Origin of the sequence: Aeromicrobium sp. REDSEA-S32_B7, assembly GCF_001626145.1 — a bacterium.
GTDB classification, from domain to species: Bacteria; Actinomycetota; Actinomycetes; order Propionibacteriales; family Nocardioidaceae; genus Aeromicrobium; species Aeromicrobium erythreum.
On sequence record NZ_LUNF01000050.1, the window covers coordinates 16,002 to 33,675 of the forward strand.

Here is a 17,674-nt window from a genome sequence, read left to right on the forward strand (position 1 = left end):
GCGCCCGACGTCGGACCCTGCGCCGGACGACGCGCAGGTGTCGGCACCGGCTGACACGATGGGGCCGTGCCCGAACCCACGCCCTCCGACGACCGCGCCGACGCGCCGTCGAGCCGGCTGGTCGACGACCCGCTGAGCACGGTCGCACCGGCCACGCGGGAGTGGTTCGAGGGCGCGTTCAGCGCACCCACCCCCGCGCAGGCCGAGGCCTGGGCCGCGATCGCGGAGCGCCGCCACGTGCTCGTGGTGGCGCCCACCGGCTCGGGCAAGACCCTCGCGGCCTTCCTGTCCGCGATCGACCGGCTGCTGCACGAGCCGACGCCGGAGAAGGAGCGTCGCACCCGGGTCCTCTACATCTCCCCGCTCAAGGCGCTCGCGGTCGACGTCGAGCGCAACCTGCGGTCGCCGCTGGTCGGCATCACGCAGGTGGCGGCGCGCCGCGGCGACACGTTCTCCGACGTGCGGGTCGGCGTCCGCTCGGGCGACACGTCGGCACGCGACCGGCGGGCGCTCGTCACCAGCCCGCCCGACATCCTCATCACCACCCCCGAGTCGCTGTTCCTCATGCTCACCTCGGCGGCCCGCGACACGCTGCGCGGCGTCGACACCGTCATCGTCGACGAGATCCACGCGGTCGCGGGCACCAAGCGCGGTGCGCACCTGGCGCTGTCGATGGAGCGTCTCGACGACCTGCTCGACGAGCCGGCGCGACGCGTGGGGCTGAGCGCCACGGTCAGCCCGCACGACGAGGTGGCCCGCTTCCTGGGCGGGCGCGCCCCCGTCCACGTCGTGGCTCCCCCGTCGCCGTCGCGCCTCGAGCTCGACGTCGTGGTCCCCCTGGACGACATGACCGAGCTGTCCCGGCCGCCGTCGGCGCGCGGTGCGCAGGAGGCCGAGGTCGTGCGCGACGAGGGGTCGGCCGCGCGGTCCATCAGCGACCCGCTCGCCGACGACAACGGCGGCAGCATCTGGCCCTTCATCGAGCACGACGTCGTCGAGCGGATCCTCCAGGTGCGCTCCACGATCGTCTTCTGCAACTCCCGCGGGCAGGCGGAGCGGCTCACCGCGCACCTGAACGAGCAGTGGGCCGACCGCGAGGCCCGCGCGGAGCCCGAGACGACGAGCACGCTGCCGCCGAGCCGGGTGTCCGGCGTGAGCGGCACGGCGTCGGGACGCGGCGACGCACAGGAGGTCGGTGCGCTCGCCCGCGCCCACCACGGGTCGGTCAGCAAGGAGCAGCGCGCGCTCATCGAGGACGACCTCAAGTCGGGCCGGCTGCGCTGCGTCGTCGCCACGTCGAGCCTCGAGCTCGGCATCGACATGGGCGCCGTCGACCTCGTGGTGCAGATGTCGACGCCGCCGTCGGTCGCGAGCGGGCTGCAGCGCGTCGGACGCGCCGGCCACCAGGTCGGCGAGGTCTCGCGCGGTCTCGTGTCCCCGACCACCCGCCACGACCTCGTGGGCGCGGCGGTCACGGCCGAACGGATGCGCGCCGGCGCGATCGAGCGGCTCGCGGTGCCCGCGAACCCGCTCGACGTCCTGGCCCAGCAGACCGTCGCCGCCTGCGCCCTCGAGCCGGTCGAGGTCGAGGCGTGGTTCGACGTCGTCCGCCGGTCCGCACCGTTCGCCGCCCTCCCCCGCTCGGCCTACGAGGCCACGCTCGACCTCCTGGCCGGGCGGTACCCGTCGGACCGGTTCGCCGAGCTGCGACCCCGGCTCGTCTGGGACCGCGACGCCGGCACCATCGTGGGTCGGCCGGGCGCGCAGCGGCTGGCTGTCACGAGCGGCGGCACCATCCCCGACCGCGGCCTGTTCGCCGTGGTGCTGGCCGACGGCGTCGACGAGGGACCGTCCAAGCGGGTCGGCGAGCTCGACGAGGAGATGGTCTACGAGTCCCGCGTCGGCGACGTGTTCGCGCTCGGAGCCACCAGCTGGCGCATCCAGGAGATCACCCACGACCGCGTCATCGTGACCCCGGCGTTCGGCGAGCCCGCCCGGCTGCCGTTCTGGCGGGGCGACGCCGCAGGCCGCCCGGCCGAGCTGGGCGAGGCGATCGGCGCCTTCCTGCGTCGGGTCACCGAGGGCCACGCCCCCGAGCACCTCGACGAGCGGGCCCGGTTCAACCTCATGGCCTTCCTCGACGAGCAGCGCGAGGCCATGAGCACGCTGCCGACCGACCGCACGCTGGTCGTCGAGCGCTTCCACGACGAGCTCGGCGACTGGCGGGTCGTGCTGCACTCCCCCTACGGCCGTCGCGTGCACGCGCCGTGGGCGCTGGTCGTCGCGGCGCGCGTGCTGGAGCGGTACGGCGTCGACGGCTCGGTCGTGGCCACCGACGACGGCATCGTCGCGCGCATCCCCGACACCTCGTCGCCCTGGGCCGCCGACGACCCCGATCCGGAGGCCGCCGGCGTGCCGGGTGCCGACCTGTTCACGCTCGACGTCGACGACCTCGAGCGTGTCGTCACGGCCGAGGTCGGCGGGTCGGCGCTGTTCGCGTCGCGATTCCGCGAGTGTGCGGCGCGTGCCCTCCTGCTCCCCCGCCGCAACCCCGGGGCCCGGGCCCCGCTGTGGCAGCAGCGTCAGCGCGCGGCCCAGCTGCTCGACGTCGCGCGCGAGCACGCCGACTTCCCGATCCTGCTCGAGACGGCGCGTGAGTGCCTGCAGGACGTGTACGACCTCCCCGCGCTCACCACCCTGGCCGAGCGGGTGGCGCAGCAGGACGTGCGCATCGTCGAGGTCGAGACGTCCACGGCGTCGCCGTTCGCCCGCACGCTGCTGTTCGGCTACGTGGCCACGTTCCTCTACGAGGGCGACACGCCGCTCGCCGAGCGCCGTGCGGCCGCGCTCTCGCTCGACCCCACGCGACTCGCCGAGGACCGTCGTCTGCGCGGCGTCGAGGGCGCCGCCGACCTGCTGCGACTGCTGGGTCCGCTCACCACCGACGAGGTCGACGCGCGCCTCGTCGACGACGCCGTGCCGGCGCTCAAGGAGCTGCAGGACGCCCGTCGCGTCGTGGAGCTGCCGGTGGCCGGCGAGCCTCGCTGGGTGGTCGTCGAGGACGCGGGCCGCCTGCGCGACGCGCTCGGGGTGGTGGTGCCGCTCGGCATCCCGGACGCCCTCCTGCAGCCGGTAGCCGATCCCCTGGGCGACCTCCTCTCGCGCTACGCCCGTACCCACGGCCCGTTCACGGCCGACGAGGCGGCGGCCCGGTTCGGCCTCGGCCGCGCCGTGGTGCTCGACGTGCTGCGTCGGCTCACCCGCGACGACCGGCTCGTCGAGGGCGAGTTCCGGCCGGGTGCCGTGGGCACCGAGCACGTCGACACCGACGTCCTGCGCCGGCTGCGCAGCCGCTCCCTCGCCGCCGCACGACAGCAGATCGAGCCGGTCGAGCCGCGCACCTTCGCCCGCTTCCTGCCCTCGTGGCAGGAGGTCGGTGGGTCGCTGCGTGGTCTCGACGGCGTCCTCGCGGTGGTCGACCAGCTCGCCGGTGTGCCGCTTCCCGCGTCGGCCTGGGAGTCGCTGGTGCTGCCGTCGAGGGTCCGCGACTACAGCCCGGCCCAGCTCGACGAGCTGCTCGGCGCGGGCGAGGTCGTCTGGACCGGAGCGGGCACGCTCGCCGGCAGCGACGGCTGGGTGCAGCTGCACCCGGCCGACCTCGTGCTGCCCGCACGCCGCGACCCGGTCGAGCCGGACGAGCTCGGCCTGCGCCTGCTGTCGCTCCTCGAGGACGGCGGCGCCTACCTGTTCCGCCAGCTCACCCAGGGTCTGGCCACCGACGACGGCAGGCCGGTCTCCGACGACGCGGTCGTGGAGGCACTGTGGCAGCTGGTCTGGTCGGGTCGGGTCGCCGGCGACTCCTACGCCCCGGTCCGCGCCCGGCTGGGCGGCCGCGGCGCGCACCGCTCACGCGGCGGCTCCACCCCGCGCGCGCGGCTGCACGCCCGTCGCGGCATGGCGGCCTCACCCCGGGCCGCGCGCCTCGGCCCACCGGTCGCGTCGGGGCGGTGGTTCGCAGTGGAACGTCCCGGCGACGACCCCGCCGAGCAGGCCGCGCTGCAGGTGGCGCGCACCGAGGCGCTCGTCGCGCGGCACGGCGTGGTCACCCGCGGTGCGGTGGTGGCCGAGCAGACGCCCGGCGGGTTCGCCGGCGCCTACCGCGTGCTGCGCGAGCTGGAGCAGAACGGCTCGGTGCTGCGCGGGTACTACGTCGACTCCCTCGGAGCGGCCCAGTTCGCGTCGTCGGCGACGGTCGACCGCATGCGCTCGTTCGAGCGCCCCGACGACGAGCCGGCCGACGTCGACGCGGTCGTGCTCGCCGCCACCGACCCCGCCCAGCCGTTCGGTGCCGCGCTCCCCTGGCCTGACGTCGTCGACCCGGCCGACGACCTGAAGCACCGTCCGGCCCGCAAGGCCGGTGCACTGGTGGCCGTGCACGACGGTCGCGCGGTGCTCTACCTCGAGCGCGGCGGTCGCTCGTGCCTGGCGTTCACCGACGACGTCGACGTCCTCACCCGCGCCGCGCGGGCCGTCGCGGGCCTTGGTCGGTCGGGGCGCATCCCGCGGCTCACGGTCGAGTCGGTCAACGGCCGCCCGGCCGGGACCACGCCCACCGGCGAGGCGCTGCTCGCGGCAGGCTTCGACCGGCACCCGAAGGGCCTGCGGCTCGACCTGCGGCGCGGCAGCGACACCGCCCGTCGCCCCGCCTCCTCCGGTCGGTCCAGCCATGCCTGAAGGAGACACCGTCTGGCGGACGGCGCACCACCTGCGCGAGGTGCTGGAGGGCCGGGAGCTGGTGCGCTCGGACGTGCGGGTGCCGCAGTGGGCGACGCTCGACCTGTCCGGCCGCACGGTCGATGAGGTGCTGAGCCGCGGCAAGCACCTGCTGATCCGCGTCGGTGACGCGTCGATCCACTCGCACCTGAAGATGGAGGGTGCGTGGCACGTGCTGCGCCGGGGCAGCCGGTGGCGTCGTCCGGCGCACACGGCGCGCATCGTGCTCGAGACCGAGCAGCACCAGGCGATCGGCTTCCAGCTGGGCCTGCTCGAGATCCTCAAGCGCGAGAACGACGACGACGCGCTGGCCTACCTGGGGCCCGACCTCCTCGGCCCCGACTGGGACCTCGCGGAGGCGACGCGTCGGGTCGAGTCCGACCCGGACCGGCCGATCTTCGTGGCGCTGCTCGACCAGCGGAACCTGGCCGGGCTGGGCAACGAGTACGTCAACGAGCTGCTGTTCCTGTCGGGCCTGCTGCCGACGCGTCGGGTGGGCGACGTGCCCGACGTCGGGCGCGTGGTCGCGCGCGGGCACCGCCTGCTCGACGTCAACAAGGCGCGGGTGGAGCGGACGTTCACGGGCAGCACCCGTCAGGGCGAGGAGCGCTGGGTCTACCGGCGCGAGCACGCCCGCTGCCGACGCTGCGGCACCCCGCTGCGCGACGGCGAGCTCGGCGACCAGCCGGGCCGCGAGCGGATCACCTTCTGGTGTCCGCACTGCCAGACGTGAGGTCGCCCGCGGTGCGCAGCAGCAGGACCGCCAGCCAGACCCAGGCGACGACGAACGCGACGCGCTGCCAGAGACCGGGTGCGGGCAGCGTGCCCTGGTCGGCCAGCGAGTAGGCCAGCGACGCCCACAGGGACACCACTGCGGCCACGAAGGCGCCCTTCGCCCGCGGCGCGGTCGTCTCGTCGCGCCGCCAGCGCGCGGCCTGGACGATCATCGCCGCAGGGAGCGCGGTGGACGCGACGAGCAGCGCGAGGTCTCCGACTGCCGCCGAGGCAGGCGTCACTACGTTGATGGACCGCTCGCCGATCGCCGTCGCGTAGGTCGGGGTCGTGAAGGCGAACACGACGAGGGCGGCGCCGTGCACGCCGAGCAGCAGAGGCACGGTCCGACGCCGCTGCTCAGGGTCGAGCGCGCGGCCGACGAGCCGCGACGACAGCACGACGAGCAGTCCCGCCGCCGCGAAGACGCATCGCACGACCAGCCCGAGGTCGCCCAGCAGCATCCAGTGGATCGGCTCCTCGACGAGCCGTGTCAGGTCCACCAGGACCAGCACGAGCGAGAGGAGCAGCAGCGCGCCGCCGGCGGCCCGCAGGGTCAGCTGGTCGATGCGCACCGGCCCACCCTAGTCGTCCCCCACCCGGCTTCCCCCACACCGCTGAGCGTGACGTTCGCGGGGTGGGAACGGCCGATCCGGCCCGCAAACGTCACGCTCAGGGGGTGGGAGGAAGGGTCAGGAGGCCTTCGTCCAGATCATCTGCTCGTCGAGGTCGGTGCGGCGGTTGTCCCAGGCGTCGAGGAACCAGTTCTGCCGCACCGTCCACGGACGCTCCTTGCCCTGCTGGGGCAGGACGCCGACGGCACGCTGGACGTAGCCGGACTGCAGGTCGAGCGCGGGCGCGCCCTGCCCGCCCACGGCGTCGGGGTCGGGCATGCCGGCGACGTAGCCGTGGCGACGCATGTGCTCGAGCAGCCGGGCGACGTACTGCCACGACAGGTCGGCGCGCAGCGTCCAGGAGGCGTTCGTGTAGCCGATGCACCAGGCCAGGTTCGGCACGCCGCTGATCATGAGGCCCTTGTAGACGAAGCGCTCGTTCGGGTCGACCTTCTCGCCGTCGACGTCGATCGCGACCTTGCCCAGCGCGACGACCTTCAGGCCCGTGGCCGTCACGACGACGTCGGCGTCGAGGCGCTCGCCCGACACGAGACGGATGCCGGTCTCGTCGAAGGAGTCGATCCGGTCGGTCACGATCGACGCCTGGCCGCGACGCAGCGTGCGCCACAGGTCGCCGTTCGGGACGACGCAGAGCCGCTGGTCCCAGGGGTCGTAGCTCGGGGTGAGGTGCTGCGGGTCGAAGCCCTCGGGCACGGCACCCTGGGCGCGGTTCAGCAGGATCTTGCGGGCCGCCGACGGGAAGCGGCGGCAGAACTCGTAGAAGCCGATCGCCGTGGCGGCGTTCTTGAGCCGCGTCACCCGGTGGGCCGGGCCCGCGGGCAGCACCTTGCGCAGGCCCGCGGAGATCGCGTCCTCCTGCGGCAGCGAGGTGATGTAGGTGGGCGAGCGCTGCAGCATGGTCACGTGACCGGCGCGCTCGGCCATCGACGGCACGAGCGTGATCGCGGTGGCGCCGGAGCCGATGACAACGACCTTCTTGCCCGCGTAGTCGAGGTCCTCGGGCCAGAACTGCGGGTGCACGACGGTCCCGCCGAAGTCCTCCAGCCCAGGGAAGTCGGGCGTGTAGCCCTCGTCGTAGTCGTAGTAGCCGCTGCACATGAACAGGAAGGAGCAGGTCTGCTCGACGAGCTCGCCGTCGACCTCGCTCGTGACGGTCCAGCGCGCGTCGTCGGACGACCAGCTGGCGCCGACCACGCGGTGGCCGTAGCGGATGCGCTCGGCGATGCCGTGCTCGTCGGCGGTGCTGCGGATGTACTCGCGGATGTCGGCGCCGTCGGCGATGGCCTTGCGGTGGGTCCAGGGCCGGAACGGGTAGCTGAGCGTGTACATGTCGGAGTCCGAGCGGACGCCCGGGTAGCGGAAGAGGTCCCACGTGCCGCCCATCGCGTCGCGCGCCTCGAGGACCGCGTAGCTCGACCCTGGACTCATCGTGCTCAGCCGGTAGGCGGCCCCGATGCCGGACAGACCGGCCCCGACGATGACGACGTCGACGTGCTCCATGCATGAACCTCTTTCAGATACCGACGGTATCTGAAACCGTACGCGGGGTACGGGAGCGCGTCAAGACGCTCTGTCCCGACGACCAGCCCTCCACTACGATCGGCGGCGTGAGCGACGTGCTGCAGGACGACCGTGACCGGACCCCCGACACGAGGGAGGCCGGCGACGCCGACGTCCACGACCCGAGGTGGTTCATGCTGGTCGCCGGCGTGGTCGGACTGCTGGCGGCGATCACCCTGACCATCGAGAAGGTCCGATACCTGACCGACCTCGCGGAGACGGGCAAGGGCACGACGAACTGCGACCTCAACGCGTTCGTCAGCTGCGGTGGCGTCATCAACACCCCTGAGGCGTCCGCGTTCGGCTTCCCGAACCCCATCATCGGCATCGTCGGTTTCACGGTCGTCGTGACGCTCGCCGTCCTCCTGCTCGCCGGTGTCCGCCTCCCCGCCTTCGTGTGGGCAGGGCTGCAGGTGGGCGTGCTCTTCGGCATCGGCTTCGTGACCTGGCTGCAGTACCAGAGCATCTACGACATCGGGAAGCTGTGCCCGTGGTGCATGGTCGTGTGGACGTTCATGATCCCGCTGTTCGTGGTGGTCACCGCACGCAACCTGCGCGCCTTCGCGCCGCGCTCCGCGGTCACGCGGTTCCTCAGCAACTGGACGCTGCTCGTGATCGTGCTCTGGTACGTGGCCGTGCTGTCGGCCATCTGGTTCCGCTTCGGCGAGAACCTCTGGGCCTGACGGTCAGGACGAACCGGCCGCGGCGCCGGCGAGCTCGTCGAGCACCTCGGCCAGACGCACGTCGCGGCCGCTGACGCCGTTCACGTCGTGGCTGACGAGCCGCACGTCGACCCGGTCGTAGACGTTGGTCCACTCGGGGTGGTGGTCCATCTCGTCGATGCGCGGGGCTGCCGCGGCCATGAAGCCGATGGCGGGGATCCAGTGGCTGACGCCCTCGAGCACCACGAGCTCGTACGGCGCGTCCACGTGACGCGGCGTCAGGTCGACGCCGGCGCGACCGAGCGCGACGTCGCCGGTGCTCCACACCAAGGTCGTCGGCACGCGCACCGTGCCCTGCAGACCCTTGGCCGAGAACGGCAGCGCTCGGTAGAAGCCGAGGCCGCCCGTCAACGCCCCGCCGTCGATCATCTCGGTCTGGAAGCGCGCGAGCAGGTCGCGGTCCATGCCGGCGTGGCGCAGCACCCGCTCGCGCACGCCACGCGCCCGCGCGAGCACGAGCTCGGGCACCACCGGCAGCTGGAAGAAGCCCATGTACCACGACTTCAGCAGCTGGGTGCTGCGTGCCATCGAGGCCACGAAGGCCGCGGGGTGGGGCACCGACACGGCGGTCCAGGAGAGCAGCCGGTCGGGGTGGCGCGCGGCCACGACCCAGCCGATCGCAGAGCCCCAGTCGTGCCCGACGAGGTGCACCGGCTCCCCCACGACCGCGAGGAGGGCCGCGACGTCCTCGGCCAGCAGCTCGGTCGCGTAGGCCCGGCGACCCGACGGGCGGGCGCCCGGGGAGTAGCCGCGCAGGTCGGGCGCGATCGTGCGGTAGCCGTCGCCGTGGAGCAGCTCGCTGACCTTGTCCCACGACGTCGACGTCTGCGGGAAGCCGTGCAGCAGCACGACCGGCGGGCCGTCGAGCGGCCCAGTGTCGCGCACGTCGAACGTGAGACCGTCGTGGGAGAACGTGTGGATCCGACGTCGCCTGGCCATGTCGGTGACCATACCGGCGGTACGGGCTGCACCGCACCTCGCACGGCTGCGGCCGGCGCCCAGCACTCCCTGACGTCGCGCACAGGTCCGTGACAGGAACGCTCGTCATCGTCGACGAGGACACACCTCAACGGAAGAGAGTCACCTGATGAACACCTCCACCGCAGCCCGACTCGGCATCGCCGGCCTCGTGGCCGGAGCCGGCCTGGCCGTCGGCGGCGTGGCGCTCGCGTCCGCGGACACCGCCTCGACCGTGATCGCGAAGCAGCTCGGGCTGGAGCAGTCGGTCGTCGAGAAGGCGCTGGCCGCCGTCCGCGACGACCTGCGGCCCGCCAAGCCGAAGGACGGGGAGAAGCCGACCCCGCCCACCGAGGCCGAGCGCGAGCAGCGTGACGCCAAGCTGGCGGCCGCCCTGGCGAAGGAGCTCGGCGTCTCGGAGTCGAAGGTCGAGTCGGCGCTCGCCGCCGCCGAGAAGCAGGCCGAGTCCGACCGCACCGAGCGCCGCACCGAGGAGCGCAGCGCGCTGTCGGAGCGGCTCGACGACGCCGTCGACGAGGGCACGATCAGTCCCTCGGACAAGGCGTCGGTCCTGAAGTCATGCGCGCGCATGTTCTCGTGCGTGTTTGACAATGATTCTCATTCTTGCCTAAGGTGCTCGCACCTGGCCGCCACCACGCGGCCGCCGTGCCGCCCGGTCAGTGGCGGTGAGAGAGCACCACGACCGCACCCGCGGTCGTCCGACCCATCCACGTCCGGTCGGCAGCTGCCCCCGGACGGATCGAAGGAGAAGCATGTCCTCTGCACGTCTCATCACCGCCGTCCTCGCCGGTGGAGCCGCCTCCGTGGCGTTCAGCCTCCCCGCCCACGCCGAGACGGCCATCCCGGCCGGCCACAACGACGTGGTCGAGCTCGAGTGCACCGACGCCGGCGGCGCCGCGAGCTACGAGCTCGGCAGCCACCTCGGCGGCCAGCACGTGGCCCCGGCCGACATCGGCGACCACCGCGCGACCTTCCCGGCGTCCAGCGCCGGCGTCAGCCACACCGGCGGCGCCTGGGTCGTCGACGCCGACCTCGACTCCTCCCTGCCCGACCTCGGCTTCAGCTACGAGGTCGCCGCCGGTGCCGAGAGCGTCTGCGCCGACTCCGTGACCATCACGCTCGACTCGGGCGTGACGTTCGGCGGCTCGTCGACCGTGACCCTCACGCAGGCCGCCGACCACGTCCACGGTGCGTGGCGCTTGCCCGCGGCCAGCGCCACCGCGACCAGCTACGCGGTGAGCCTCGACGTCGAGACCGGTGACGGCGCCTTCGCCGAGACCCTCTCGCCGCTGAACATCACGGCCGGCTCCTGACACCCCGCCTCGGGGCGGCACACGCTGCCGCCCCGAGGCACCCCTCCCCTGCGAAGGTCCCCATGCGCTCGTCCCTCCGACTTCCTGCGACCGCCCTCGTCACGGCCCTCACGGCCTGCCTGGTCGGGCTCACCCTGTCCGCCGTGCCGACCGTCGCCGCCGACGGCTCGGTCGCCACCGGCAAGCACGTGCTCCGCACCGTGAAGACCGCGGACGGAGGCATCGCGCTCGACTGGGTCACGCCGCCGACCGCACCGACGTTCCGCATCAGCGACGCGACGTCCTACGAGCTGCCGGACACCCCGGCGCACCGCACGCTCGGCACGCCTGGTGAGCGCGCCTGGATCAGCGGGTCCACCACCGACGACAGCGTGGCGCCGTCCGTCGCGCTCTCCTACACCGCGCGCGCGGCGGGCGACCCGACGCTGACCTACCGCATCGACGACGTCGTCGGCCCGGCCGGCGGCACCTACCAGACCTACCGCTACGACTACAGCCAGCCGTGGAGCGGGCTGGCCCGACCGCTCCTGACCCACGACGAGTTCGCGTTCGTGACGCCGATGGGCACCGGACGTGGCGCCGACGGTGCCGAGCAGTCACGCGAGGGCGTGCTGAGGACGGCGAAGAACACGACCGGCGGACTCGTGGGCCACTGGGTGCACCGCTTCACCCGACCCGGCCTCTACTGCGTGTCGCTCTCGGTCGAGGGCACGTTGTCGACCATGACGGCCCGTGCCCGCAGCGCGCCCGTGACGCTGCGCTTCGCCGGGGCGGTGGCGTGCGGGACGTCGGCCAGCGGCCCCACCCCTGAGCCGACGCCGGACCCGACCGACGAGCCCACCCCCGAGCCCACGCCCGAACCGACCCCTGAGCCGACCGCCGAGCCCACGCCCGAACCGACCCCTGAGCCGACTCCGGAGCCCGAGGACCCGACGTACGTCATGCGCAGCGGGCACGCCGACGTGGTCGCGCCGAGGATCGTCGGCGACACCGACCGTCGCCTCGTGCTCGACGCCTCGGTCGACGGTCACGGCCGCGTGCCCTACCGCGACCTGGTCGTCGTCCACCCCGACCTGCTCCGCACCACCGTGCCGTCCGGCGACGACTGGGCCTTCCTCGGGACGTCCGGGCAGCCGCTGTGGAACAGCCCGCAGTCGTCGGGCTCCGTCGAGGGCGGGACGAAGGCGTTCCCCTGGATCGGCAGCAGCTCCGAGGACGACGCCCTCGTCGCCAACGGTCGGCGCACCGACATGGCGATCGAGCAGGTCGCCGGCCCCGACGGAGGGCGTCCGCCCGGCGACCTCTCGATCTGGACCGGCTCCTCCAGCCCGTACGTGCTGGTGAGCACGCGGGGCGGCGTGCTGCCCTCCGGCACCCCCGCGGTGCTCTCTGCAGCCAGCGTCCGCAACCACGCGCACTACAACTGGTCGTTCAGCGCCCCGGGCGTGTACTGCCTGGCCGTGTCGGCGCAGACCGAGATCGCCGGCGACCTCCAGGTCCGTCGCGACTGGCTGACCATGGTGGTCGGCGACACCGTCGACGCCGACCGCGTCACCCCGTGCGCCCGACGTCTGCCGCCGCCCACCGAGCCGGCCCCCGGACCGACGGAGCTGACGTCGGGCCCCGGCCCGCACGTCGTGACCGACGACGGCCATGTGTCGCTGCACCCGACCACGAACGCCGGCATCGCGGCCGCCTCGTGGAACACGGCACGCCAGCGACCCGTCGCCTACACCCGGCTCGACGACACGGTCGTGCACCTGCGCAACCCCACGGTGCGCAGCTACCTCGACTCCCTGCAGCTGCTCTCGACCCGCACCCTGCGGCTCGACACGCTCGGGGTGCCCGCCTCCGACGGCGGCGAGACGCTCGAACTGCTGCGCATGCGCGGCCCGGGGCCCCTGCACCTCGACGACGCACGGTCCGACGACACCTCCCGCTCGTCGCGCACGCTGCGACCCCGCGAGGAGACGGTGCAGGGCGTGCGGGTGCAGGCCTCGCTGCCCGGCCGGTACTGCGTCGACCTGCGCTGGACGAACGGTCGCGGCGAGCGCCGCGACGCGACCCTGACCCTCGTCGTCGACGGTCCCGTGCGGCCCTCCGACCCCGACAGCCCGTGGTGGCGGGCGGCCGAGCACGGTGCGCTGGGCACGACGTGCGCCGCGGGCGCCGAGCCGGAGGGACCGTCCGACCCCGAGCCGGAGCCCACGCCGTCCCCGACGACGCCGGGACCGACCCCGAGCCCCACGCCGACGAGCAGCCCGACGCCGCCGGTCGACGAGAAGGACCCGGTCTACGACGCGCCGAACGGCTGGCGCAACGACGCCGGCGCGACGATCATCGACGAGGGCCACGTCGACCTCGCATCGCGGGTGCTCCGCGGCGCGCTGACCACCCACGTGAAGGACAGCGCGACCGGTCGCGACGTCGCCTGGCGTCCGTTCGCGTCGACGGTGCTGCACGTCGGCCGGCAGGCAGCGCAGCGCATCCCCGCGGGCGCGAACCTCGCGTTCCTCGGCCGGGCCGGCGACCCCGTGTGGCTGGCGCCCGAGACCCAGGACGAGTCGATCGTGTGGCCGGGGTGGTCCACCGAGGCCATCCCGGATGGCACGCTGCGCGGCGGCGTGCGCTGGCGTCTGCTGCGCGCGAGCGGTCCGGGCGAGATGGCGCTGTTCACGTCAGTGCCCAACGGCTTCGGCACGGTCGACGTCCGCTTCAACACGCGTGACGGCATCACCTCCGCCGACGCGTTCACGATCCCGCCGCGCACGCACGCGCACGGCACGTGGGCGTTCAGTGCGGAGGGCGTGTACTGCCTCGACTCCGAGCGCACGGCGACGTCGGCGTCGGGACGCACCCTGCGGCACCGGTTCACGCTCGCGGTCGCCGTCGGACGCACCGACCTGCGCACCGTCGACCCGAAGGCCTGCTTCCGCACCGAGGGCCGACCGGGCACGGCGGACACCCGACCGGTGCCCGACGCGTCGCTGACCGACGCCACGACCGGCGGCGTCCGGGTGCTCAACGGCCGCGACGGACTCGTCCGCGGGTCGCAGGCGCTCGTCTCGGTTCCCGGCGTCGACGCGGGCGAGTGGGTGTCGGTGTGGCTGCACAGCCGACCGCGCTGGCTCGGGTGGGCCCAGGTCGACGCGTCCGGTGCCCTGCGCGTGCGGATGCCCGCCGATGCCCGCACCGGCGACCACCGGCTCGTCGTCAAGCGGCGCTCCGGCGAGCTCGTCGGGTGGGACCACGTGACGCTCACGGCCGCGCCCCGCGTGCCGACGGCACCTCGGCCGGGGGGCTCGGGCGGCGGATCGGGCGGGTCCGGCGACGGCGGATCGGGTGCAGGCGGGGCCGGAGCGCGCGCCGCGCTCGCCGCCGGTCAGACCTGCGTGCCGCAGCGGGCGACGGTGATCTCGTCCGGGCACGTCGACTACGCCACGCGTCTCGTCGGAGGCCGGCTCCGGTCGCTCGTCGGGACCGACGGCTCCGGCGCGAAGGTCTACCGCGACCCGAAGGACGTCGTGCTCTGGGTCAAGCCCGGCAGCAAGGTCCGGCTCCCCGCCGGGCTGGGTGCCGTCGGCCGTGCGGGCAGCTCGATCTACCAGGTGCCCCAGACCCAGGTGCCGGACCTCGTCTGGCTCGGCTGGAACACCGAGAGCCTCGACACGAGCCAGGTCCGCGGGTCCGTCCGCTGGCGCCTCGAGTCGGTCCAGGGTCCCGGCAGCCTACGGGTCTACACCGCCGGCACGTTCGGCGGGGTGGAGCGCATGGTGTTCGACGGCCCCGGCACGACGAGCATCCCGCTCGGCGTCCACGCCCACGCCAACTGGGCCTTCAGCAAGCCGGGCTTCTACCGCGTCGCCTTCACCCAGCAGGCCACCCGCGCCGATGGGAAGGTCGTCTCCGACCGCTCGACGCTGACCTTCGCGGTGGGCGACGTGAACCCGGCGGCGGCCGCGTCCGGCGGCGGGTGCGGTGCGCTGCCCCAGTCCGACGTCGCGAGCCAGGACCGCACGCTCGAGGAGTCGGCCGAGGCAGCCGCGCAGGACAGGGCGGAGGCGGCCGCGGTCGCCAGAGGCCTGGTGCCGGAGTCCGACGACGGGGCCGCCGACCGCGTGCTCGCCGCGCTCGAGAAGGGGCCGGTCAGGCTCCTGCTCGGGGTCCTCGGCGGGCTGCTGCTCGCGACGGCGGCCGGCGCGCTCTGGTGGCGTCGACGCTTCCACGGGACGGCCACGTGAGACGGACCTCCCGGCTCGCGACGCTCGCGCTCGCGGGCTCGCTGGCGGTCACCTCCTGCGCTCCCCCGCCGCGGTTGTCCGACCAGGACGGTCGGGTGCAGGTGGTGACCACCACGGGCCTGCTGCGCGACCTCGTGCAGCAGGTCGGCGGCAACCGGGTGAACGTCGTCTCGATCGTCCCCGACGGCGCCGACCCGCACTCCTTCGAACCGACCCTGCGGTCGGCGCGCGACGCCGCCTACGCCGACGCCGCGTTCAGCAACTACGCGCTGCTGGAGGAGCACGCCGTCGTCAAGGTGCTCGACGCCAACATCGATGCCGGCGCGCCGAACGTCGCCCTCGCCGAGGGGGCGACGAAGTACGCCGCGGAGGTCATCCCGCTCGTGGAGAACCTCCGCCTCGACACGCCGTGGCTCGGCCTGCGATCGATCGGCGACGGCGCGGCCTTCGGCGCCGACCGGGCGTCGCAGGTGCGGCTGTCGGCGACGGCCGCGACGGGACCGGGCGACGCCTGGGCCTACCTGACCGGCACGTTCGGCGACACGACGGTGACCTTCGGGTCGGCCGACGGCTTCGACGACGACGACACCGCCGTGCTGCCGCTCGACGCACACACCCACATGTCGTGGGCGTTCACCGAGCCGGGCGTGTACCGGCTGCGGTTCGAGGCGGCGCTGCAGGTCGACGACGACGCTCAGGAGGTGCCGCGCGGCGCCGGGACCCTCACGTTCGCCGTCGGCGTCGACCCGGCACGCGCCGGCGTGGACGACGCGGTGGTCGTCGACGGAGGTCACGCCGACCTCGCCGCCGACGTCGACACCGGCCGTCTCGTGGTGCGCTACGACCCGGACGGCGGCGGCGACCACAGCCAGCGCACCCTCCCGCTCGAGGACGTCGTCGTCGAGGTCCCGACCAAGGCGCTCTCGGAGGTGCCGGCCGAGCGCAGCCTGCGGTTCCTCGGCCGCCCGGGCACGGGGGTCTACCAGCTGCCGCAGGCCGTCCTCGGCAAGCACGTGCACGGCGAGATCGACCCCCACCTGTGGCACGACGTCCGCAACGTCATGGCGTACGTGCAGCTCGTCCGCGACACCCTCGTCGACGTCGACCCCGCCGGTGCGTCCGTGTACCGCGCCCGCACCAGGGACTACCTGCGCGAGCTCGACCGCCTCGACGCCACGATGCGCCGCGCGGTCGGCAGCATCCCGACGTCGCGGCGTCACCTGGTGACCTCCCACGACGCGTTCGGCTACCTCGCGAAGGCCTACGGCCTCAAGGTGTCGGGCTTCGTGACCCCGCACCCCGGCATCGAGCCGTCGCTCGCCGACCGTCGCCGGCTCGCGCGCACCATCGCCGACCTCGACGTGCCGGCCGTGTTCCTCGAGCCGAACCTGCGAGCCCGCTCCAGCACGCTCGTCGACGTCGCGCGTGAGCAGCACGTGAAGGTCTGCCCCCTCTACGGCGACGCGTTCGACGCCACGGTGCGCAGCTACGCCCAGCTCGTCCGCCACAACGCCCGCTCCCTCGTCCAGTGCCTCGCACCCCAGGAGAACCCGTGATGCCCTCCACCCGCCCCGTCGGCGGCCCGCGCCCGTCGCGCTCCACGTCCAGGAGGAGCCCGTGGCGGCTGGTCGCCCTGGCCGCCGTCCTGGTGGCGCTCGTCCCGTCGGGCGCGACCGCCGAGGACGACCCCGACCTGCGCCAGACCGTGCGCGGCGACGACCCCGTCGTCACCGACGTGAAGGTGCTCGAGAGCGGCCACGTCGACCTCGGGCCCACCTACGTCGACGGCACGTGGCGCTTCCTCGTCCACGACGACACCGCGAAAGCCGACCCGTCGAAGCAGAGCACCTGGCGCCTGCCCGAGAAGACGGTGTTCGCCGTGCCGGACGCCGTCCGCCTGCCCGCTCCCGACGACCCGACGTACACGTTCCTCGGCGCGAAGCCGGGCAGCACCGTGTGGGCGCTGCCGCAGACCCAGGCGGCCGGCGCCCCGTGGGTCGGGTGGAACACCCAGGAGCCACGGGTCATGGAGACGATCGACCGAGGCATGACGTTGCGTCTCGAGGGCGTCCAGGGCCCCGGCCGCCTGGTGACGTACCTGCAGTCCGGGTCGTTCGAGGAGCCCGAGGTGCTGTGGACGTCGGCGAAGGACGCCCGGCAGGACTTCTTCGTCGACGTGAACACGCACACCCACGCGAACTGGGTGTTCACGGAGCCGGGCGTCTACCTCGTGCGCGTCAGCGCGATCGCCGACCTCGTCGACGGCGGCACCGCCACCGACACGCAGGTGCTGCGGTTCGCGGTCGGCGACGGCACGAGTCCGCAGGAGGCGCTCTCCGCCACGTGGCGCGGCAGCACCCAGACCCCGGGCTCGACCGAAGGCGACAGCGCCGAAGTGCGGCTCGGATCCGCCTGCTTGTCTTCACTCATGTGCCGCCCCCTTCGCCGCGCGCTATTCCTTCGCGTCTTCCTTCTTCTCGGGCGTCACTTCGGCTTCGGCCATTTCCTCGTCCTTGCGGCGCTCGAAGACCCGTTCCATGTGCTTCATGTCATCTTCGTCGAGATGCCGCTCGAAGTCAGGGAAGTGGTCTTCCTCTTCCTCGTCGATATGGTGCCGGTACTGGTGCTCGAAGCTCTTGAACTTCGTCAGCCAGCCACCTTCGGACATATCGGTCGCAGCA

The 17,674-nt window shown here is 73.6% G+C and carries 11 protein-coding genes; 7 read left to right on the plus strand and 4 right to left on the minus strand.

Annotation, left to right across the window (positions count from 1 at the left end; genetic code table 11):
* The first annotated feature begins 66 nt into the window (after positions 1–66).
* Complete coding sequence (locus A6Q79_RS03720; RefSeq protein ID WP_317696380.1) at positions 67–4,734, plus strand: DEAD/DEAH box helicase; 4,668 nt, start codon at positions 67–69, stop codon at positions 4,732–4,734.
* Positions 4,727–5,506: a DNA-formamidopyrimidine glycosylase family protein gene (locus A6Q79_RS03725; protein WP_286689630.1), complete on the plus strand. Its 780-nt coding sequence runs from the start codon at positions 4,727–4,729 to the stop codon at positions 5,504–5,506. The genes A6Q79_RS03720 and A6Q79_RS03725 overlap by 8 nt, the downstream gene beginning before the upstream one ends.
* Here A6Q79_RS03725 and A6Q79_RS03730 read toward each other — a convergent pair.
* On the minus strand, positions 5,475–6,119 hold the full coding sequence (locus tag A6Q79_RS03730) for a DUF998 domain-containing protein (protein WP_286689631.1): 645 nt from the start codon (positions 6,117–6,119) through the stop codon (positions 5,475–5,477). The genes A6Q79_RS03725 and A6Q79_RS03730 overlap by 32 nt on opposite strands.
* Before the next feature lie 117 nt (positions 6,120–6,236).
* Entirely contained in the window at positions 6,237–7,679 is a 1,443-nt protein-coding gene (locus A6Q79_RS03735; protein WP_286689632.1) for an NAD(P)/FAD-dependent oxidoreductase, read from the minus strand.
* A 107-nt stretch (positions 7,680–7,786) separates the two neighbouring features.
* On the opposite strand from A6Q79_RS03735, the gene A6Q79_RS03740 reads away from it, so the two are divergent.
* On the plus strand, positions 7,787–8,422 hold the full coding sequence (locus A6Q79_RS03740; protein ID WP_286689633.1) for a vitamin K epoxide reductase family protein: 636 nt from the start codon (positions 7,787–7,789) through the stop codon (positions 8,420–8,422).
* A 3-nt stretch (positions 8,423–8,425) separates the two neighbouring features.
* On the opposite strand, the gene A6Q79_RS03745 is transcribed toward A6Q79_RS03740, so the two are convergent.
* Together A6Q79_RS03745 and A6Q79_RS03750 are read right to left on the minus strand one after the other, a co-directional pair.
* Entirely contained in the window at positions 8,426–9,400 is a 975-nt protein-coding gene (locus tag A6Q79_RS03745; protein WP_317696390.1) for an alpha/beta fold hydrolase, read from the minus strand.
* A gap of 141 nt (positions 9,401–9,541) precedes the next feature.
* Positions 9,542–9,979, minus strand: coding sequence for a hypothetical protein (locus A6Q79_RS03750; RefSeq protein ID WP_317696393.1), 438 nt, complete (start codon positions 9,977–9,979; stop codon positions 9,542–9,544).
* A gap of 212 nt (positions 9,980–10,191) precedes the next feature.
* Between A6Q79_RS03750 and A6Q79_RS03755 the strand changes: the two genes are divergently transcribed.
* The 4 genes from A6Q79_RS03755 to A6Q79_RS03770 form a co-directional block, all read left to right on the plus strand.
* Positions 10,192–10,752, plus strand: coding sequence for a hypothetical protein (locus A6Q79_RS03755; protein WP_286689637.1), 561 nt, complete (start codon positions 10,192–10,194; stop codon positions 10,750–10,752).
* Positions 10,753–10,814: 62 nt separating this feature from the next.
* Positions 10,815–14,993, plus strand: coding sequence for a TIGR03773 family transporter-associated surface protein (locus tag A6Q79_RS03760; RefSeq protein ID WP_317696398.1), 4,179 nt, complete (start codon positions 10,815–10,817; stop codon positions 14,991–14,993).
* A complete protein-coding gene (locus A6Q79_RS03765; protein ID WP_286689639.1) occupies positions 14,990–16,549 on the plus strand; it encodes an anchored repeat ABC transporter, substrate-binding protein in 1,560 nt (519 codons plus the stop codon). Before A6Q79_RS03760 ends, A6Q79_RS03765 begins: the two co-directional genes overlap by 4 nt.
* A partial coding sequence (locus A6Q79_RS03770; RefSeq protein ID WP_317696401.1) for a choice-of-anchor M domain-containing protein occupies positions 16,549–17,674 on the plus strand: 1,126 nt, incomplete at its 3' end. The genes A6Q79_RS03765 and A6Q79_RS03770, both read left to right, overlap by 1 nt.